The sequence below is a fragment of the Parvibaculum sp. genome (assembly GCF_039973015.1).
In the GTDB taxonomy this organism is placed as follows: Bacteria; Pseudomonadota; Alphaproteobacteria; order Parvibaculales; family Parvibaculaceae; genus Parvibaculum.
Window position 1 is genome coordinate 229,566 of the sequence record NZ_JBDWLT010000002.1, and the last position, 19,203, is coordinate 248,768.

17 protein-coding genes are annotated in these 19,203 nt (G+C 62.8%); 13 read left to right on the plus strand and 4 right to left on the minus strand.

Annotated features, from left to right (window positions below; genetic code table 11):
- Positions 1 to 30 precede the first annotated feature (30 nt).
- From ABJO61_RS01345 to ABJO61_RS01355, 3 genes are all read left to right on the plus strand, one after another.
- On the plus strand, positions 31 to 1,086 hold the full coding sequence (locus ABJO61_RS01345; RefSeq protein ID WP_348324724.1) for a saccharopine dehydrogenase NADP-binding domain-containing protein: 1,056 nt from the start codon (positions 31 to 33) through the stop codon (positions 1,084 to 1,086).
- Between the two features lie 63 nt (positions 1,087 to 1,149).
- The gene (locus tag ABJO61_RS01350) at positions 1,150 to 1,764 is read left to right on the plus strand and encodes a tetratricopeptide repeat protein (protein ID WP_348324726.1); all 615 of its coding nucleotides are present in this window, start codon (positions 1,150 to 1,152) and stop codon (positions 1,762 to 1,764) included.
- Between the two features lie 59 nt (positions 1,765 to 1,823).
- Positions 1,824 to 2,840 (plus strand): alpha/beta hydrolase, encoded by a 1,017-nt coding sequence (locus ABJO61_RS01355; protein ID WP_348324728.1) that lies wholly within the window; start codon positions 1,824 to 1,826, stop codon positions 2,838 to 2,840.
- Here the strand turns inward: ABJO61_RS01355 and pyk are convergent, their stop codons facing one another.
- Both pyk and ABJO61_RS01365 read right to left on the minus strand, forming a co-directional pair.
- Complete coding sequence (gene pyk, locus ABJO61_RS01360; protein ID WP_348324730.1) at positions 2,841 to 4,268, minus strand: pyruvate kinase; 1,428 nt, start codon at positions 4,266 to 4,268, stop codon at positions 2,841 to 2,843.
- A gap of 23 nt (positions 4,269 to 4,291) precedes the next feature.
- Positions 4,292 to 5,656 (minus strand): glycerate kinase, encoded by a 1,365-nt coding sequence (locus ABJO61_RS01365; protein WP_348324732.1) that lies wholly within the window; start codon positions 5,654 to 5,656, stop codon positions 4,292 to 4,294.
- A 20-nt stretch (positions 5,657 to 5,676) separates the two neighbouring features.
- Here ABJO61_RS01365 and ABJO61_RS01370 point away from each other — a divergent pair, with 20 nt between their 5' ends.
- The 9 genes from ABJO61_RS01370 to ABJO61_RS01410 all read left to right on the plus strand — a co-directional run bounded on the left by ABJO61_RS01370 (position 5,677) and on the right by ABJO61_RS01410 (position 15,109).
- Complete coding sequence (locus ABJO61_RS01370) at positions 5,677 to 6,522, plus strand: N-formylglutamate amidohydrolase (protein WP_348324734.1); 846 nt, start codon at positions 5,677 to 5,679, stop codon at positions 6,520 to 6,522.
- A gap of 16 nt (positions 6,523 to 6,538) precedes the next feature.
- Positions 6,539 to 6,841: a DUF1244 domain-containing protein gene (locus ABJO61_RS01375; RefSeq protein WP_348324736.1), complete on the plus strand. Its 303-nt coding sequence runs from the start codon at positions 6,539 to 6,541 to the stop codon at positions 6,839 to 6,841.
- A gap of 130 nt (positions 6,842 to 6,971) precedes the next feature.
- On the plus strand, positions 6,972 to 7,235 hold the full coding sequence (locus ABJO61_RS01380; protein WP_293334825.1) for a DUF2312 domain-containing protein: 264 nt from the start codon (positions 6,972 to 6,974) through the stop codon (positions 7,233 to 7,235).
- Positions 7,236 to 7,388: 153 nt separating this feature from the next.
- A complete protein-coding gene (locus ABJO61_RS01385; RefSeq protein ID WP_348324738.1) occupies positions 7,389 to 8,456 on the plus strand; it encodes a hypothetical protein in 1,068 nt (355 codons plus the stop codon).
- 61 nt (positions 8,457 to 8,517) lie between these two features.
- Entirely contained in the window at positions 8,518 to 9,561 is a 1,044-nt protein-coding gene (locus ABJO61_RS01390) for a hypothetical protein (RefSeq protein WP_348324740.1), read from the plus strand.
- Positions 9,562 to 9,678: 117 nt separating this feature from the next.
- Positions 9,679 to 11,448: an alpha/beta fold hydrolase gene (locus tag ABJO61_RS01395; RefSeq protein ID WP_348324742.1), complete on the plus strand. Its 1,770-nt coding sequence runs from the start codon at positions 9,679 to 9,681 to the stop codon at positions 11,446 to 11,448.
- A gap of 181 nt (positions 11,449 to 11,629) precedes the next feature.
- On the plus strand, positions 11,630 to 13,381 hold the full coding sequence (locus tag ABJO61_RS01400; RefSeq protein ID WP_348348365.1) for an alpha/beta fold hydrolase: 1,752 nt from the start codon (positions 11,630 to 11,632) through the stop codon (positions 13,379 to 13,381).
- Positions 13,382 to 13,491: 110 nt separating this feature from the next.
- On the plus strand, positions 13,492 to 14,013 hold the full coding sequence (locus tag ABJO61_RS01405) for a hypothetical protein (RefSeq protein ID WP_348324746.1): 522 nt from the start codon (positions 13,492 to 13,494) through the stop codon (positions 14,011 to 14,013).
- Positions 14,014 to 14,215: 202 nt separating this feature from the next.
- Positions 14,216 to 15,109 (plus strand): ion transporter, encoded by an 894-nt coding sequence (locus ABJO61_RS01410; protein ID WP_348324748.1) that lies wholly within the window; start codon positions 14,216 to 14,218, stop codon positions 15,107 to 15,109.
- A 14-nt stretch (positions 15,110 to 15,123) separates the two neighbouring features.
- Here ABJO61_RS01410 and ABJO61_RS01415 read toward each other — a convergent pair whose 3' ends face one another.
- Positions 15,124 to 15,306, minus strand: a complete 183-nt coding sequence (locus tag ABJO61_RS01415; RefSeq protein WP_348324750.1) for a hypothetical protein — start codon at positions 15,304 to 15,306, stop codon at positions 15,124 to 15,126.
- Positions 15,307 to 15,674: 368 nt separating this feature from the next.
- Between ABJO61_RS01415 and ABJO61_RS01420 the strand changes: the two genes are divergently transcribed.
- A complete protein-coding gene (locus tag ABJO61_RS01420) occupies positions 15,675 to 16,328 on the plus strand; it encodes a GNAT family N-acetyltransferase (RefSeq protein ID WP_348324752.1) in 654 nt (217 codons plus the stop codon).
- 400 nt (positions 16,329 to 16,728) lie between these two features.
- On the opposite strand, the gene ABJO61_RS01425 is transcribed toward ABJO61_RS01420, so the two are convergent.
- Positions 16,729 to 19,134, minus strand: coding sequence for a S8 family peptidase (locus ABJO61_RS01425; RefSeq protein WP_348324754.1), 2,406 nt, complete (start codon positions 19,132 to 19,134; stop codon positions 16,729 to 16,731).
- Positions 19,135 to 19,203 lie beyond the last annotated feature (69 nt).

Below are 19,203 nucleotides of genomic sequence, written 5' to 3' on the forward strand. Positions count from 1 at the left end.
CGGCCTACAGACCTCACCGAAAGGCAAGCTATGAGCGAACGCTTCATGATCTACGGAGCCACCGGCTATACGGGCAAGCTCATTGCCCGCACGGCGAAGGCGCAGGGGCTGAACCCGCTGCTCGCGGGGCGCAATGAAGCGCGGCTGAAGTCCATCGCCGCCCAGCATGGTTTCGAATATCAGGCGATCTCGCTCGACGAGCCCGAAGCTCTCGATGCCGGCCTCAGTCAGGTCGATGCCGTCCTCCATGCTGCCGGGCCGTTCTCGCAGACCTCGAAGCCGATGGTCGATGCCTGCATCCGCACCGGCACACATTATCTCGATATTACCGGCGAGATCGATGTCTTCGAAGCCTGCGCCGCGCGCGATGAGGAGGCGAAGAAGGCCGGCGTCATGCTGATGCCGGGCGTCGGCTTCGATGTCGTGCCGAGCGACTGCCTTGCCGCGCATATGAAGGCCCGGCTGCCAGATGCGACCGAGCTTACGCTCGCGATTTCCGGTCTTGGCCATATGTCCCACGGCACCGCGAAGACAGGTGTCGAAAGCATCGGTACGGGTACGCGTATCCGCCGCGACGGACGCATTGTTGCCGCGCGCAAGACGCCGCGCCGCGAGATCGATTTCGGGCAGGGTCCGAAGAATGCCGTTGCCATCGGCTGGGGCGATGTCGCGACCGCCTGGCACTCGACGCATATCCCGGACATCACGGTTTATTTCGAAAGCAGCCCGCAGCTTGAGCAGATGGCGAATATGGGCCGCATTGCGCGCTGGTTCGCGAGCCTTGGTCCCATGCAGCGTGCGCTCAAGAAGCGGATCGAACAGCAGCCCGAGGGGCCGACCGATGCCGAGCGCCGCGAGGGCTATTCCGTTCTCTTCGGCGAAGCGGTGAACGCCGACGGACAGCTTGTCCAGTCGCGCCTGCGCACACCCGAGGGCTATACGCTGACCGCGATGACGAGCCTGGAAATCGTCGGGCGCGTCATGGCAGGCGAAGCCAAGCCGGGCTACCAGACGCCGTCTTCCGTTTTCGGCCCGGACTTCATCACGGAGTTCGAGGGCTGCAACTGGCAGGATCTCAACGGGTGAGGTGCTGGGGGTGAGGCGGGAGCCTGGTTTGGTTCTCCCGGCGTCACGCCCTATCATCCGTGCATGATGCTGCGGGCCCTCCTTTATCTGCTGGTGACGATGACGATGCTTGCGGGCACCGCGCAGGCGGCGCCGCCTGCCGCCGGTGTCCCGCCGCCCGACGCCCCGCTCTCCGCGCAAGGGAAATCGGAAGCGCGCCAGACCGTTCTCGACAAGCTCTATGAACAACTTGCCCGGGCGCCCGACGAGGCAACGGGCCGCGCGCTCGAAAGCGCGATCCAGAGCGTCTGGCTCGAAAGCGGCAGCCCGAGTATCGACCTGCTGATGCGCCGCGGGCTCGATGCATTGCGCGAGGAAAATTACGACCGCGCCTATTTCTATTTCGATGAAGTGGTCACGCTCGCGCCGGGTTTTGCCGAAGGCTGGAACAAGCGCGCCACGATCCATTATGTTCGAGACGATTATGCGCGTGCGTTGCGCGATATCGAGCAGGTGCTGCGCCTTGAGCCGCGGCACTTCGAGGCGCTGGCGGGGCTCGGTGTCATTCTCGAAGAGCTGGGCGACAAGAAGGGTGCGCTCGACGCCTATCGCAAGGCGGTGGATATCGACCCCTGGCTTCTGAACGGCAGGGAGCGTATCAGGCCGCTGGAACTCGACGTCGAGGGCAGGGGCATCTGAGTGGTGATCCGGTGCCGCTGGGGCGTCGTATCTTCTGAATGAGCATCCGGACAAGTTTCATGGAATCCCTTCTTCTTCTCGCCGTTGCGCTCGCCGTCCTGTGGTTCTTTGCCTCCGGTGGTGCCGCCAAGGCCGCGACCATGTGGCCGCCCGACAAGTTCGTGAAACTCGACGGCGATTTCGATGGCGCGCGGCTGCATTATGTGGATCGCGGCGAGGCCAGGCCGGGCGTTTCGACAGTCGTTCTCGTTCATGGCGCAAGCGGCAATCTGCGCGATATGGAGATGAGCCTTGTGGAGCCGCTGTCGCGTGAGACGCGCGTCATTGCATTCGACCGGCCGGGGCATGGCTGGAGCGACCGCACCGCGCATCCCGCCATTGCGGACCCGGCCGTACAGGCGAAGGCGATCCGCAATGCGCTGAAAAATCTCGGCATCGAAAAGCCCGTGCTGCTCGGGCATAGCTGGGGCGGCTCGGTCGTCACCGCATATGCGCTGCAATGGCCGGGCGAAGTCTCCGGTCTGCTGCCGCTTTCGGGGGCGCTCTATCCCTGGCCGGGCGGCGTCGCGTGGTATCACTCGGTCGTGCGTACACCCGTTATCGGCTGGCTTTTCACGAATTTTCTGGTCGCGCCCGGCGGCAAGCTTCTGCTGGAAAAAGGTGTCGAAGGGAATTTCCATCCCGACAAGCCGCCTGCCGGCTATGCGGAGAAGACGGCGCTGCCCATGCTTTTCCGCCCGAAGGAGTTTCGTGCCAACAGCGAGGATACGGCGCAGCTCAAGGGCTATCTCGAACGCCGCAGCGCGCGCTATGGCGATATCGCCGTGCCCACCATCGTCATCACCGGCAATGCGGATTACACGGTCTCGCCCAAGATCCATTCCTATGCGTTGCACAATGCGGTCGAAGGCTCCGAGCTTATCAAGCTGAAGGGCACGGGCCACATGCCGCATTACGCGCATACCGATGTGGTGGTGGACGCGCTTGTTCGTCTCGCGCGGGGAGAGGCGCCGCGCGCGGGCGAAACGGTTATCCATGCGGATGGCCGGGTGGAGATACCCGCCGTCGCCGAATAGCTATTCCGTATGCTTGCCGACAAAGGCGACGCGCAACATGTTCGTTGCGCCGGGCGTGCCAAGCGGTACGCCTGCCGTCACCACGATGCGTTTTCCCGGTTGCGCGAAGCCTTCGCGATAGGCGATGCGGCAGGCCCGTTCCGCGAGGTCTTCGAGGTCGGTGGCATCTTCCGTCAGTACGCAATGTAAGCCCCAGACGAGGGCGAGGCGCCGTGCCGTCGCTTCGATGGGTGTCAGCACGATGATCGGAAAAAGCGGGCGCTCGCGGGCAACGCGCAAGCCGGTCGAGCCTGAATTCGTCCAGCAGACGATGGCGGCCGCATTGAGCGTGTCGGCGACCGAATGCGCTGCCGCGGCGATTGCGTCCGCGCCGGTCGCTTCGGGTTCGTTGCGCTGCGCATAGATGATGCCGGGATAAGTCGGATCGGTTTCGACCGATTGCGCCACGCTGTCCATCATGGATACGGCCTCGACCGGATATTGTCCCGCCGCCGATTCGGCCGAGAGCATGATGGCGTCCGCGCCTTCGAAGACAGCGGTTGCGACGTCGGAAACTTCGGCGCGTGTCGGCGTTGGTGTCGAGATCATGGATTCGAGCATCTGCGTCGCCACGACCACGGGCTTGCCGATGCGCCGCGCCGCGCGCGTCAGGCGCTTCTGCCAGCCGGGCACCTGCTCCAGCGGCAATTCCACGCCGAGGTCGCCGCGCGCCACCATGATGGCGTCCGATATTTCGAGAATTTCCTCCAGATGGGCGAGCGCCTGCGGTTTCTCGATCTTGGCGAGAACGGCAGCACGGCCGCGCGCGATCTTGCGCACCTCCGCCACATCGTCCGGGCGCTGCACGAAGGAGAGTGCCACCCAGTCCACGCCCAGTTCGAGCGCGGCGTCGAGGTCGCCGCGGTCCTTCTCCGTCAGCGCCGCCAGCGGCAGCACCGTGTCCGGCACGCTCACGCCCTTGCGGCTGGAAAGCTTGCCGCCGACCACGACCTGGGTCTCGATGTGGTCGCGTCCCTTGCCCGTCACGCGCAGGCGTACCTTGCCGTCGTCAAGCAGCAGCGACTGGCCTGCGCTCACCGCGTCGAAGATTGCGGGATGGGGCAGATGGGCGCGGGTGGCATCGCCTGTCTTTTGCGATGTGTCGAGCCGGAAGCGTGCGTCCTTTTCAAGCATCACACCGCCTTCGGGCATTTTACCGATGCGCAGCTTCGGGCCCTGGAGGTCGGCCAGAATGCCGATGGGACGCTCCACTTCCTTTTCGACCTGGCGCACGGCGGCGTGAACCCGTTTCAGGTTCTTGTGGTCGAGATGGCTCATATTGAGCCGGAAGACATCCGCGCCCGCGTCGAAGAGCTTGCGGATCATCTCCGGGTTGTCCGAGGCAGGGCCCAGCGTGGCGATGATCTTGACGTTGCGGCGGCGGGTCACGGGGGGAACTCCTGTCCTTGGTCTCATTCGGCTTTGTCTTTCCGGTCCGGATCTTCCGGGGATTCGGCTGCGGCGACGAGTATGGCCCGGAAATCGTTGACGTTGGTGTAACTTGGGCCGGTCGTCACCAGGTCGCCAAGTTCGGCAAAGAAGGTGCCCGAATCGTGGCGATCCAGAAATGCCCTTGCGTCGAGGCCCTTCTCTCTGGCACGGGCAAGTGTCGATGGCGTGACGATGGCGCCCGCGGGGTCGTCCGCCGCGCCCGTGCCGCCGTCGATCCCGTCCGTGTCGGCTGCGAGCGCGGAGATGCCGCTCGCGCCGTCGAGGGCAATGGCGAGCGCCAGCGCATATTCCTGGTTCGGCCCGCCCTTGCCGGTCTCGCCTTGCGCAGCCTCGCCGAATGTCACGCCCGCTTCGCCGCCCGAAATGATGGCGATCTGCCGGCCTTCCGCGCGCGCGGCAAGGGCGAGGCTCGCATGGGTTTCGGCAAGGTCGCGCGCTTCGTCCTCGATCGCATCGCCCAGCGCCACGGGTTCATAGCCTTCCGCACGGGCAATGGCAGCCGCCGCGCCGAGCGATCCCGTGCCGCTCGCGACCAGCCGGTAGCTTGCATGGGCGAAGACCTCGTCGTTCGGCTTCGGCGTTTCGGGCAGGGCGGCGATCCTTGCGCGCAGCTCGTCCGGTATCGGCGGCTTGAGCGAATCGAGAACCGCCATCACGCGCACCTTCGCCGTCGTGTCGGGCACGGTCGGACCGGAGGCGATGGTGCTCGGATTGTCGCCCGCCACGTCGGAGATTGCGAGCGTGACCGAGCGCGCGGGATGGAGCATCTCGGCGAGCCTGCCGCCCTTGATGCGCGAGATATGCTTGCGTACGCAATTGATGTCGCCGATGGGCCGGCCCGACGAAAGGAGTGCGCGCGTCAGGAAGATTTCGTCCTCAAGCGTCAGCCCGTGCATCGGCTGCACGCTGAGCGCCGATCCGCCGCCGGACAGAAGCACAAGCGCCAGGTCGTCCGGCCCTACCCATTCGGCAAGCCGGAGGAGGCGCTTCGATGCCGCTTCGCCCGCGGCATCCGGTATCGGGTGCCCCGCCTCCAGCACTTCCACATGCCGGGTTGGCCGCGCATGGCCGTAGCGTGTGAGCGCCAGCCCCTCGATATGGGTGCCGGGATGATGTTTGTCATACCAGTCTTCCGCCACAGCGGCCATGGAGGCGGCGGCCTTGCCGATGGCGAAGATGACGAGCCTTCCCTGCTCCGGTTCGGGCGGCGCGGGCAGGTGGGGCGGCAGGCAATATTCGGGCAGGGCGTCCCGCACGGCCGCATCGTAGAGGCGTTTCAGCACCGCTCTTGTTTCGGGCCCTGTTTCGGGGTCGTTCCCTGCCATCGCTCAGGTATAGTGCGCCTATGCACGATCTGCCACACCCAGCCGCCACATCGCTTGACCCGTTCGAGCTTGTCTCGCCGGAGGCGCGGGCGGATTTCATCGTCGTTTGCGACCATGCCTCGAACGCCCTGCCGCCGGAATACGGTACGCTGGGCCTCGATCCGGCCGCGTTCGAGCGCCATATCGCTTACGATATCGGCGCTGCCGGGGTCGCGCGCCGTCTCGCTGAGGCGCTTTCCGCTCCCGCCGTGCTCGGCCGTTTTTCGCGTCTCCTGATCGATCTCAACAGGGGCGAGGACGACCCCACCATCGTCATGAAGCTCTCGGACGGCGCGATCATTCCCGCCAATCGCGAGGTCGATGCGCATCGCGATGTGGTGGAGTTCAGGCGCCGGATCGAGCTTTTTCACGCGCCCTATCACGCGGAGATCGAAAAGCTGATCGGGCGGGCGAGGGCGCAAGACATCGTACCCGTCATCGTCTCGGTTCACAGTTTCACGCCGCGCTGGCGTGCCTTTGTGCGGCCGTGGGAGACGGGACTGCTCTGGGACCGCGATGACCGCATGATCGTGCCGCTTCTCACCGGGCTTCGCGCGCAGGGTTTCACCGTGGGCGACAATGAGCCCTATACGGGCAAGCTCAAGAACGACTGCATGTATGCCCATGCAACGGTGCACGGGTTCCCCCATGTACTGATCGAGATCAGGCAGGATCTGATTGCGGACGAGAGCGGGCAGGAGGAATGGGCCGCGCGTTACGCGAAGCATCTTCTTGATGCGGCCTCGGCTCCCGGTTTGCGCGAGGTTCGTTTCTTCGGCTCGCACACGGACCCCTCGCTCCCCATATCGGCACCCATATCGCTATAAGACCAGGAGGCAGAACATGGACAAGCAGACACAAACCGAACTCGAAGCGGCGGCCTTCCGCCGGCTCGTCGCGCATCTTGGCGCGCGCACCGATGTTCAGAATATCGACCTGATGATCCTTGCCGGTTTCTGCCGCAACTGTCTGGCGGACTGGTACGCGCAGGCAGCGGCGGAAAAGGACATCGCGATATCGAAGGACGAGGCGCGCGAATTCATTTATGGCGAGCCTTTCGCCGACTGGAAGAAAAAGCATCAGGCGGAGGCGACGCCTGAACAGATAGCGGCTTTCGAGGCGGCGCAAAAGAAAAGCCACGGCTGACCGGAAACGATCCACCGTTCATCCACATCTCTATCCACAGCTTTCTTCGGTCCGCATATTGCCGCGCCGTGCCGCCGCCTCTATCGTCGCGGCCCTCACGGCAATCAGTAATTAAGTGGAGTGGCGCAACATGGCGGACGGCAATACGCCTGCGAATTCGGGTGGTGTCGCACAGGACCAGCTCAGGTCCGTCGTCGAGCGCATCGAGCGTCTCGAAGAAGAAAAAGCGGCGATCGCGAACGACATCAAGGAAGTCTATGCCGAAGCGAAGGGCAATGGCTTCGACACGAAGACGCTGCGGCAGGTCATCCGCCTGCGCAAGCAGGACAAGGCGGAGCGGCAGGAGCAGGAAGCAATCCTCGATCTCTACATGTCCGCGCTCGGCATGATCTGAGCCCCCACGCCCCGGCGGCGGCCCTTCCCGGCATTGTGTCACGGGTGTTATCGAGTTCAAATGGAAGCGGCGATTGCACCTTGCGAGATGAAACGCGAGGATGCAGCGTTTTGCACTTGCACTTGCACTTGCACTTGCGTTTGAAGAGGGGGCGTGACGGCGATGGACGCCATCCTGCATGCCGGTATCACCAAGACCGGCACAACGACCATCCAGAAATTCCTGCGCGACAATCGCGATGCATTAAGCCGTCAGGGTTTTTTCGTTCCCGATAGCGTCATGGCCGCTGCACCGTTCGGACAGCATGTCGGTTTGCCGGCGATGGCCGCCGCGCGCGCGGGAGATCTCGGCATGGCCAGGTGGATGAGCCGCAATGTCATTGCGCCCAAAGCCAATCCTGAAAAGGGGCTCGAACGGGTTCACCGGAAATTTCTGCGAGAGATCGAGGAAGCCGCCGCTCATCCCACGGCGCTCATCTCGTCGGAAGGCATATCCGTGATCGACGAGCAGGCACTTGGCGAACTCCACGGGCTCCTTGCGCCGGTTTTCGACAAGATTACGGTTCTCGTCTATTTGCGGCGGCAGGACCGGCACAGCGTAAGTCTTTTCAATTCGATGGTGCGAATAGAAAAGCCGGTGACCTCTGTTTTCCAGGACCCGCCTGTTCCCTCTCACAGGTTTGACGTGATGCTCGGTCATTTCGCCGCACTTTTCGGGCGGGAAAACATCAAGGTCAGGCTGTTCGAGCCGCAGAAGATGAAGGAGGGAGATTCCCTTCGCGACTTCATCGATGTCTGCGGGATCGAGCCTGAGCCCGCCTCCGCCCCCGCCCTTGTCTTTCCCGCGCGCCAGAATGAAAGCCTGAGCGCCAGGCAGGCTGTCTTTCTTCATCTTCTTCAACAGGAACAGGGCAGCAAGAAGCTTCCGCCCATGCGGCTTCGTCCCGTTCTCGATGTGCTTCAGTGCGAAGAGATATTCATGCCTGCGCGGGCCGAGGCAGAGGCTTATTACGGGCAGTTCGCCGAAAGCAATGCGCGCGTCGCCCGCGACTATTTCGGTACGGACGGGCCTCTCTTCGACGAGGATTTCAGCATGTATCCCGAAAACGCCGGATTCGATGATTACCTGACCCTCGACGACATGGCGCAAGCGATGCTGAAACACCTCAAGGCCGAGCAGAAAGCGCACCGGCGGAAGAGCAGGTCCAGAACAGATGTCTGACAAGTCGCGGAGAAACGAGGCGGTAGCGTCTTCGCCAGTGTGCAGCGAGACTTAGCCCCTCATGGATGCCATTCTTCATATCGGTGTCACGAAAACCGGCACGACGACGATACAGAGATTCCTGCGCGAGAACCGGCAGCCGTTGAGCGGGCAGGGCGTCTTCGTTCCCATGAGTGTCATGCCCGCCAAGCCCACGATCGGGCAGCATGTGGGGCTGACCGCGCTTTCCTCCGGGCTGGCCGGAAATTCCGTAAGGGCGGCCTTGAGCCTGCGCCGGATGTTTCCGGTCAATGGTGATTTGGCCATCACGCTTGATGAGCTTCGTCGAGATTTCGTCGCGGAGATGCGTAAGGCACGCGGTCACCGAATGGCGATCTTGTCGGCGGAGGGACTTAACAGGCTGGAGCCGCCGGAAGTCACCGCCTTGCACGACCTTCTGTCCGGCCTTGTCGGGAAGCTCACTGTACTGATCTATTTGCGCAGGCAGGATCTCCATGCGGTCAGCCGCTTCAGTTCGATCTTGCGCATGACAAATCCCGATAGCGTGCTGTTTCGCGATCCGCCGCCGCCCCGTCATTTGTTTGACGAACTTGCCGAGCGCTATGCCGCGGTTTTCGGTCGGGAGAATATCATGATCAGGCTGTTCCAGCCGGACAAGCTGGCCGGCGGAGATGCCCTGAGCGATTTCCGGCATGTTTGCGGCATAGAGGACGATGCAGCCTTCACCCTGCCCGCGCGTCAGAATGAAAAGTTGAGCGCAAGGCAGGTCGCCTTCCTCCATCATATGCTGCGCGCGAATGACGGCCTGGCGCTGCCTTCGGCGGTCCGCCAGCTGGTTCTGGACATGCCGGATTGCGGCCGGACTTTCATGCCGGCGCGCGCCGAGGCCGAGGCCTATTACAGGCAGTTTACCGAAGGGAATGCCCGTATCGCCCGGGACTATTTCGGCACGGACGGGCCGCTTTTCGATGAAGATTTCAGCATGTATCCGCAAAGCGCCGCGTTGGACGATTGCATCACCCTCAATGACATGGCGCATGTGATGGTGAAGCATCTGAATGCCGGGAAGAAAATCCGCCGGGGAAAGCGGAAACAAAAAGCTTGAGGCGGAGCCGAATTTCTCCCCCTTTCATCCGCCGGACGGGCCATAATAGGTTTCAGGTGTGGTGACGGCCCGGTCGCGCGTTCAAGCGTCCGGGAAGATTGAAAGCGGGAGTTTCGCGTGGGGGATGATCTCCTTGACGCGCATGGCCGGCCCGGCGGCGCGGTGGATGTGACCAGTGGACAGGATGAGCAGGACGAACGCGCGGAGTTGCTCGGTGCGGCTGTCGATGCTGTCTATGGCTATGCTTCAGGCCGCTACAACTGGGAAGACCTGATCGGGTTTCTGTCTCATCTCGACCGCGATGGCTCGGATGGAGAGGCGGCGCTCGGGCGTACGCTGGAAGGTCATCTCCGGCGTGCAGGCGACCTCGCGACGCGGCTCCATACAGACGGTGCTGCTGCCGGTCCCGACTATGCGCTTCTTCTTCTGGACCGTGACCGGCGCATCCTTGCCTCGAACGAGGAGGGGCGAGCCTATTTTGCGCCCGTGTGCAAAACCGTTGAGAACGGCAAGCGTCTCGTCTTCCGCAATGATGACTATGCGGCGATCTTCGCGGATGCGCTTGGCGAGTTACGTGACGGGACGGGGGGTCCGGCGCTGCTTCGCTTCATGGGAGAGGAGGGCGGTACAAAGCTCTTATGTTATCTCGCGCGGGGCGACGGGCTTTCTTCCGCGATGCTGCATGCGGTGGAGCGCGACGAGGGCGACCCCCGGGCGCATTGTGCGCTTATCGCCGCCGCGCCGGGTGCGGGCGATGAGGTGCTTGAAATCTTCCGCAGCGCTTTCGGTCTGACGCCTGCGGAAGCGCGTCTTGCGGCGCGGTTGCGTTTCGGTCTGTCGCTCAAGGAAGCATCCGGGGAGCTGGGCATCTCCGTCAACACGGCGCGCAATCAGCTCAAAAGCGTCTTTGAAAAGCTCGGTGTGAACCGTCAGGCCGATCTGGTGCGCCATCTGGCGGAACTTGCGGCGCTTGCAGCCTCCATGCAGGGGAATACGCCTCGCGTCCGCCCGGCCGTGACGACGGCGGAGCGGCGCAATGTCGTCCTGCCGGACGGGCGGGTGATTGCGCTGCGCGATCTCGGCCAGCCTGACGGCTTTCCCGTTTTCATTTTTCATCCCGTCGTGCAGTCGAGCCTGATGCGTCCGCAAGAGGCGGAGATCGCGGGGGAGTGCGGGGTGCGTCTTATCAGTGTCGAGCGGCCGGGCATCGGCCTTTCGACACCGGACCCCGACACGCGCCCGCTCTCCTTTGCGCGCGATCTCGGCCATGTCGCGGATGCGATGGATATCGGCCGCTTCGCTGTCATCGGCTGGGCCTCCGGGGCGCCTTATGCGCTGGCATGCGGTGCGCATCTCGGTGAGCGCGTCACGCGGGTGGCCCTTGCCACGCCGCGTCTCGCCTTCCGCTCCGATATCGAGGCAACGACGCCTGCGCGCCAGTTCTTCGGCGGGCTGCGCCGTCATCCCTGGCTCTTCGAAACGGTTTTTACCATCATGCGCGCCAAGCGCTCGCGCCGCTTCTTCAGGCCGATGATCCGCAACTTCCTCGAAACCTCCGAGCCCGACCGCCGCCTTTTCGATGCCGACGCCTCGCTGCTCGACTGTTTCACCGACAGTCTGATCGAGGCAATTGACCGGACACATAAAGGCATCGTCGCCGAGCTCAATCTCTATGCGAAGGATACGCCGGTCGAGACGGAGGGCATTGCGCGGCCGCTCCTCGTGTGGCACGGCCTCGAAGACGAGATGAACAGCGCCGGAGACGTGCGCCGGATGCTTGACGGCGTTCCCGTCGATGCCTTTCATTTCACGGAAGGCGACGGTCATATGGTGCTCTTTTCGCATTTCCGCGAGGTGCTCTCCGCCCTTGTCAATGACGCGCATTAGGTCAATGACCCGCATTAAGTCGCTGCCGGATTGCGAAAAACGGCGTTTCATTTCCCGGTTTCATGTTCTGCTCCATACGTCCTAACATTGCCGCGCCGGAGCGGTGTGATGCCGGCAGTGTCAGGGGTTGGGTTTGTCCGGGTCTGAATCCGTTACAGGGAGCGACGTGCGCGGGAGACCGTTGCCGGACGAGGTATCGCGCCCGGACCTCGCGGTCGCGCTCGATGCGATCTACGGCTATGCCACCGATCCCGAGAACTGGGAGGAGATGAACTCCCTTCTCGACGAGATTGCGGCGGCAGGCGCGGACATCGCCCCGCTTGCGGATGGTATGCGCGCACATCTCTCCCGCGCCAAAGACCTCGCGCGACGCCTGCATGACGCACAGCCCGAGCAGAATGCGGGCCCTTCCTATTGCCACATGGTCGTTGGCCGCGATTTCCGCATCCTCGAAATTTCGGATGCCGCCGCTGTCATGCTCTCTCCCTTCTGCAAGCCGCTGCAATCCGGCGGTCTTCTGTCCTTTACGGACCCGGAAAACGCGGCGCGCTTCCGCGCGCTCGCTTCCGCCGCGGGGCAAGGGGCAGACGGTCCTGTTCTGCTCCGTCTCGTTCTGGATAGCGGCGATGAAGCCGTCTTCGGTTATCTCGTGCCCGAGGCGAGCCTGCCCGATCCGTTTCGCCGCCGTCTCGGTCTGCCATCGCCCGCGCGGGCGGGGGCCATTGCCTTTGTCGCGCCGGATCGCGAAGCGGCGAGCGATGCGAGCCGCATGTATCGCGATACTTTCGGGCTCACGCCGGCCGAAGCGCGTCTTGCGGCTGCGCTGAAGGACGGGCTTGCGCTCAAGGAGGCGGCGGCGCATCTGAATATTTCCGTCAATACGGCGCGCAACCAGATCAAGAGTGTCTTCGAGAAGCTCGGCGTCAACCGGCAGGGCGATTTGATCCGTCATCTGACGGAGTTGACGCAGCTCGCCGCCAGTATCGGCAATGCGGAGGACGATGCCGCAAAGCCCGCCGCGCCCGTGCCGGTTTCGGGCGACATGCCCTGTTCCTTCACCATGCTGCCGGACGGGCGCAGGCTCGCCTGGCGCGATTATGGCGTCAGTCACGGCGTTCCCGTCGTTCTGCTGCCGAGTTCCGTCAGCAGTTCATGGATATGGGAGCAGGAGGCGGAGGCAGCGGCGCGCATGGGCCTTCGCTATATCGTCGTCGAGCGGCCGGGCACCGGCGCTTCCACCCCGGACCCGGATCTCACCTTCGAAAGTTTCGCGCGCGACCTCGAACATTTTGCCGATGCGCTGGGAATTGGCCGCTTCCGTCTCATGGCGCGCTCTTCCGCCTCGCCCTTCGCGCTCGCTGCCGCCGCACATCTCGGTCCGCGTGTCGAGCTTCTCATGCTCACCTCCACACGGCTCGGCATTCCCGAAGATGTCCCCGGACGCGAGAACCGGCGCGCGCAGAAGCCCAAGGGCATGCTCGCCTCCTTTTTCAACAATCTGAAGCGCTATCCCTGGCTGCTCGATTCCACGCTCTTCATCCTGCGCGCGAAGATGTCGCGCAATTTCATCCGCCCGCTCGTCCACAAGTTCTTCGAGCCTTCGCCCGCCGATGTTGCGCTCATCAAGGCGACGCCCTCGCTCGAAGCGGCGATGATCCGCAGCACGATGGAAGCCGTCGCCCACAGCTACGCCGGGCTTTTGCGCGAGTCGCAGCTCTATCTCGACGGGCTCACGCTGGACCTTTCCGGTCTCACCGCGCCCGTTCTCGTCTGGCATGGCGAGGCGGATGGCATCGTGCCGCTTGACGAGCTGAAGCGCCGCCTCGCCGAACTCGGCATCGAGCCGTCGGAAATGCGCATCTTTCCCGGCGATGGCCATTGCTTCCTCAACCGGCATTACGAGGCCGCCTTCGCGCGCCTGCTTGCGGGCTGAGCGCGGCTTGGTCCATTTGCACTATTCAGGCGGCCCCTTCCCCTCGCTACGACTCCCTTGAGTGAAAACCCGGACATGGGGTGCCGGGTTCGATGCAAAGGGGCTTCCACATGAAAATGAAAACCGCAGCCATGCTTTTGGTGGCCGGAGCGATGCTGGCGGGGTGCCAGACCACCGGGCTCGACACGGCGGCGCTCGGCAATGCGGCGCTGGCCAACAGCTCGCTCGCGAATACGGGCACGACGCAGGCCGCCGCCACCTCGGCGGGCGCGGCGCTTGCCGGCCAGATGGTTGCCGATAGCTCCGGCACGGTCACGCCGGCCGCCGCTGGCATCCCCGATGCGCAGAAGAGCTGCGAGCAGCTCGCCGCTGAAATGGGCGCGCAGCAGCAGCTGATCGCGGGCGCCAACTCCACCGAGACCAACGCCCAGCTCGTCAATGCGGGCGTCGGCATTGCCCAGTCGCTCGGGCTCAATTTCGGCGGCATGGGCATTGGCGGGCTTCAGGCGGCGGGCGCGGTCGGCAATGCCGCCAGCCAGCAGGGCCAGAACGCGCAAGCCCAGGCCCAGCAGGCCGATATCCGCCTTCAGGTGCTCACCGGTTTCTATCAGGGCAAGGGTTGTGGGGCCTGACGCGGCCGCACCCGTCAGCCATCTGACGGCCGCTTCAGGCGTCGACCCGACGCACACCCCTGGGTGACCGTCGATGCCCGGGGGAGCCTTTCAGGCTCCCCCGGTTTTCTTTTCCGAGCGGCATGCGCCGCCGCGCTTGCATCCCGCGCCCGCCTCGCTTACCTCCGGCAGATCGCACATCCCGCCGGAGACGACCGACCCCATGGCCAGCGCCGCCCCCGCTCCCGATCATGCCCCCGATCCCGCCTCGCTTCGCGGCCGCATCGCCGCCCTTGTGGAGGCGCCGCTCTTCCAGCATTTCATCACCGCCGTCATCCTCGTGAATGCGGTGACGCTCGGCCTTGAAACCTCTCCCGCGGCGATGGCGGCGGCGGGCCCGCTCCTCCTCGTCTTCGACGCCATCGCGCTCGCGATCTTCGTTGTTGAAATCGGGCTCAAGCTTTTCGCCTTCCGGCTGAGCTTCTTCCGCAATGGCTGGAATATATTCGACTTCGTGATCGTCGGTGTCGCGCTCGTGCCCTCGGCCGGGCCGCTTTCGGTGCTGCGCGCGCTGCGCATCCTGCGTGTGCTCCGCCTGCTTTCGGTCGTGCCTTCGCTGCGCAAGGTGGTGGCGGCGCTTTTCGGCGCGCTGCCCGGCATGGGCTCCATCATCGCCGTGCTGCTGCTCGTCTTCTATGTCGGCGCCGTTCTCGCGACCAAGCTCTTCGGCGGCAGCTTCCCCGACTGGTTCGGCACCATTGGCGGGTCGATGTATTCGCTTTTCCAGATCATGACGCTGGAAAGCTGGTCGATGGGCATCGTCCGTCCGGTGATGGAGGTCTACCCCTATGCCTGGATCTTCTTCGTGCCCTTCATCATCCTCACGAGCTTCATGGTGCTGAACCTCTTCATCGCCATCATCGTGAATTCGATGCAGGCGCTGCATGAGGAAGAGCAGACCCTCGCGCAGAACGAGCGCGACGCCCGCGCCCGCGAGGAGCGCGCCGAAATCGAGCGGCGCGCCCATGAAGAGCGTGTGGTGACGGCGGAGGATGTCCGCGCCATGCGGGTGGAGCTGGCCGAGGTGAAGCGGCTGCTGGAGGAAAAGCGGCTCTAGAAAGGCGCCGGGGCTCAGGCCGCGCGGCGTTCGCCCCGCTGCGACATCAGCCTGCGCAGCTCGACCTCGCTCACGCCGTCGCGTTTCATCACCTTGCGCACGATGGGGTCGGCCAGCATTTCGTCCAGAGACAGTTCCGCCTTGAGGGCTTCCGTCAGGGTAGGGCGGAAGGAGGGGGCGTTGTCGGATGCGGACATGGGGCTTACCTCGCGGGATCGTGGCGGTCTCGTCGCCGTGCCGGGCCTGACGCAGCGTCGCGCTGGTGGCCGGAGAGAGTGTTATGGATTATTTGCGAATAATTCGCAACAAGAAGATAGGAAGCCCCGCGCTGATCGCAAGGGCTTCTTGCAAGGAAAACCGTTTCGGCCCCAAAAAGTTTCACGGCTCTTTCACCCCTCGCCCCTCCGGGGAGAGGGAGGGAGCGGGCGTTAGCCCGCGGAAGGGTGAGGGGGCTCTGCTCCCTGCAGAAGCTGCCCCCGTGCTAGTCTCCCGCCCAACAACAGGCCTGCCGGCAAATTCAAAAAAGGCAGGGAAATGAAGAAAAAGAACAGGGGGAGCGAGAGCCATGACGCAAACGACGCCGATGAAGCCGATGACCGCCGACAATATCGTGCTGGAACAGGCGCGGCCCATCGAGCCGGAGCTTGCCGCCCGCCTCATATACGACACCGGCTCATATGTCTTCGACTGCCTCTATAATCGCGACTTCGACACATATCTCCGCATCACCTCGGACTTGTGGACGCGCGAGGGCGGCGCCTTCTCGCATATCCATGCCAAGGCCGCGATGAGCGGCGGCCGGCTCGCCGGCATCGCGCTCGGCTTCCCGCAGCCGCTTTATGAGAGCGAGTTCGGCACCGGCATGATGGCGATGGCCGAGATGGGCACGCCCGAGCTTCTCGCCCATCTGCCCTCCGTCGCGGGCCACATCCCCTGGCTCTTCCCGGAGGTGCCCGAAGATGCCTGGTATCTCCTCTTCCTTTCCGCTCACCCAGATGCGCGCGGGCGCGGCATCGGCGAGAAACTGCTGCTCGATTGTTTCGAGCGCGCAAGGGCGGCGGGCTGCACCGCGCTCCATCTCGATGTCGCCGCGATCAACCCGGCCGTGCGTTTCTATGAGCGCATGGGGCTGGAACGCCTCGCCGAAACGAATGTGCCGAAGATCGCCGCCTCGCACGGCGTGCCCCCGCATATCCGCATGGTGAAGCATCTCGGGTGAGCCCCCGCTTGTTTCCCTCTCTCCCTCGGGGAGAGGACAATGCATTTGTCCAACCCTCCCCCGGCGGGAGGGTCAAAATTCGCCTGGCGAATTTTGGGGAGGGGGACGCAGCGTAGCGGCCAAGAGGGGCACCACCCCACCGGATAACCCGCTTCGCGCCAGCGAACGAAAAACGCCGGCTACTCCCCAACCGGGTCATGGCCCGATTTATTCGGGCCATCCACGTCTTTGCGGTGCGCGAAGCCCGGCGCGCGCGACCATGCCCGCGTCGCCCTCCAGCCTCTTTCCCATCCGTTATTGCCGGGCTTGTCTGTCCCGGCGGCCTGTCCCGCCGCCTCCTGCTAGCCTCGCACTCGGCAACAGGCCCGAAGTCTGGAACAGGAGAAGCGAGAAACCACAATTAAGTTTCCACGACGATGGGAACGTCTATCTCAGTTGCGACGGGCGTATAGATATTGGTCTCGGGCGTCGTGATTGTTACAATCAGTGCGTAATGCGAGGTCTTTCCGTAGGCGTTGAGATTGGGGCGTTTGTTCCACCACCCGTAGGTTGGAAAAACACCTATATGCCCTCGATTTGCAAGATCGGCCGCCGAGCCTCGCCACGTGTTGGAATGAATGGAGCCGGACGAAACGAGAGAGCGGTTCCACGGAAAAGTCCATAGCCCGGTCTCTTGTCGATAGTCAGCGTCGTATTCCTCATCCCGCGCAGCTTTGTTAATGCGCTGCTGAAATTCGAGGGCGCCCTCACTCGCCCTCCTCACAGAAAACCTAAGCCCGTGAGATTGGTAGCCATACTTCGTGGTCCAGCCACGATCACCAGGGTTGGGCTCTACAAAATACGAAAGGGTCACACGCATTGTGACCTCTGTATTCTGAAGGTCTAGGAGGGCATCCTTGGGCCACGGCAATTCGTGAAGCATCATTTCTCGATACTTGATGGTTCCATCTTCCACTTTGTGGAAGGGACGAATTGACTCCTGTGCAATTAGCGTGAGGGAGTTGTCTGCGCTGGAGAGTAACCTTCCAACATTGGGTGTACCATACCCGAAGCAGCGAACGAGAGACTCGTAATCGACTTCTCCGGCAGCATTTTTGAAACGCCTAACCATAGCGGGCGTCCAATCAGCAGAATGAACGATCAACGCTCGCACTGCCTCGGGTGTAAGGCTCGGATACTTTGCCCAAAGCATTGCGGCAAGTCGCGCAGCAAGTGCTGCTGCTCCGCTCGTATCGCCGAAGGTGGTCAGAGGACGGTTGATTGAAAAGTCATGAGGTGTGCTTAAAAGCTGTAGCGCATCATCAATGTAATCTGGATCAGCATGGTCTGCATGCCGAGCCATGTTTCCGGCCTCAAGAACGACATCGGGCTTAATCGGCCACTTCCTTCTTTCCCAAAGCACGGAAGTACAGGATGCGGGCGCAAGGTCGCCACTTGCAGCAAGAGGTTGCCAACCTGGGTACTGCACCTGATCGACAACTGATTTCTCCGTGTAGCCGCCAACGGTGAGCGCATTCCACGCTTGCCCCGGATCATGTACACCGTCGGTCAGATTGGAATCCGGATAATCCTTTCGCGCATCAGGATCCGTGTTACCCGCAGATAGCACCATCAATCGTCGAACATCATCATCAGCGCCAGACGTCAAGGCATCGACCGCCGCTGACCATGACGAAGGACGTCCACGATCCCGATCATCGGTAGCGGACACGGCCATGCAATAGACACGCTGCCGCTGCCCATTGATCTCGACACGGCTTGCGCTCTCGATAGTCACGGCACCATAGAGTTCCGGTGCATGGGGGTCAGCGTCGTTGACGACCTTTACCGATTCAAGGCGGTGGGTGAGTTGCCAAGGTCCCTGAGATGATAGCGCCGCAACCAGATCACCATACGCGGCAAGGCCCGCCATTGGTGTTCCATGTCGCCCTCTGTCATCGACATTCCACGCAGGCTTGTAGGCATGAAGATCGTCATCTTCTGTAATCGGTTCAAGCAGCGGGTGCCCGCGATTCAACCCCGTATCAAGCAAGCATATATAAGGCGCGCCGTCGCCGGGTGGCTGAAGGCGACCTGCAAGATCATTGACCCAGTCTCTTTGCTCGACCGCATTCATCTGTGTAAAGAAGTCTGCGGTTGTTTTAGCCAGGCGCAGCTCGGCAATAGCCCCGAGAATATCGGCGGAACGCGCCATATCTCGTCCCGTTCCATGCACGAGAATGATCGTGCGATCAATGAAGGAGACCGAGTTCTCACTTACCGTGAGAGCGTGCTCTTGCGCGTACTCCCTCAAGCGGGCCAGATGATCGACTCCATCCGATTTTCTCAGCCAGACTTCCCACACCACCTCCTGAGCTGGGTCGGGAAATAGTTCCGGCGAATCCGTCCAAAGCGCCTCAAGTGCTGCTACGCGAATAGCGGCAATGCTCTCCACCAACTCCCTATTCTTCGGCTGCGTACTGCCATCCGCCTTCGGTTTCGTTTCTTCGTCTCGATAAGCGGTGACGCGGTTCAGGAAAAGGGTGAGTTTACCGTCAGGCACAAAGACGGTCGCTTGAATCCGACCGTCCGCAGCCTTCCGAACAGCACAGAGCTCAATGCCGCTGGAAGCCAAATTCAGGCTTTCGAATTTCAGATCAAAACCGGAGTCACTGTCGAATTGAAGATAGACACCGTTTCCGGCGTCATACCCTTCTGCTTTCTGTTCAGCGGCGCGCGCTTCGGCCGTCTTGCCAACTTCTTCGATCTGCTCAAGAAGCTTGGCTGCGTGCTGCGCGCGATTTCGGGCTTGAATAGAAAGAGACACTCCCCGCCCCGGTCGGGGCGTCCGGAAGTCCTGGCTTACGCCACCGTTAGGATCGAAAATGTGTGGATG

Excerpts from the sequence above, each read along its gene's own strand:
- ABJO61_RS01405 (WP_348324746.1), top strand. The coding sequence starts at position 13,492 with ATGAAAATGAAAACCGCAGCCATGCTTTTGGTGGCCGGAGCGATGCTG.
- ABJO61_RS01345 (WP_348324724.1), top strand. The coding sequence starts at position 31 with ATGAGCGAACGCTTCATGATCTACGGAGCCACCGGCTATACGGGCAAG.
- ABJO61_RS01415 (WP_348324750.1), bottom strand. The coding sequence starts at position 15,306 with ATGTCCGCATCCGACAACGCCCCCTCCTTCCGCCCTACCCTGACGGAA.
- ABJO61_RS01420 (WP_348324752.1), top strand. The coding sequence starts at position 15,675 with ATGACGCAAACGACGCCGATGAAGCCGATGACCGCCGACAATATCGTG.
- ABJO61_RS01370 (WP_348324734.1), top strand. The coding sequence starts at position 5,677 with ATGCACGATCTGCCACACCCAGCCGCCACATCGCTTGACCCGTTCGAG.
- ABJO61_RS01390 (WP_348324740.1), top strand. The coding sequence starts at position 8,518 with ATGGATGCCATTCTTCATATCGGTGTCACGAAAACCGGCACGACGACG.
- ABJO61_RS01410 (WP_348324748.1), top strand. The coding sequence starts at position 14,216 with ATGGCCAGCGCCGCCCCCGCTCCCGATCATGCCCCCGATCCCGCCTCG.
- ABJO61_RS01380 (WP_293334825.1), top strand. The coding sequence starts at position 6,972 with ATGGCGGACGGCAATACGCCTGCGAATTCGGGTGGTGTCGCACAGGAC.
- ABJO61_RS01365 (WP_348324732.1), bottom strand. The coding sequence starts at position 5,656 with ATGGCAGGGAACGACCCCGAAACAGGGCCCGAAACAAGAGCGGTGCTG.
- ABJO61_RS01375 (WP_348324736.1), top strand. The coding sequence starts at position 6,539 with ATGGACAAGCAGACACAAACCGAACTCGAAGCGGCGGCCTTCCGCCGG.
- ABJO61_RS01355 (WP_348324728.1), top strand. The coding sequence starts at position 1,824 with ATGGAATCCCTTCTTCTTCTCGCCGTTGCGCTCGCCGTCCTGTGGTTC.
- ABJO61_RS01350 (WP_348324726.1), top strand. The coding sequence starts at position 1,150 with ATGATGCTGCGGGCCCTCCTTTATCTGCTGGTGACGATGACGATGCTT.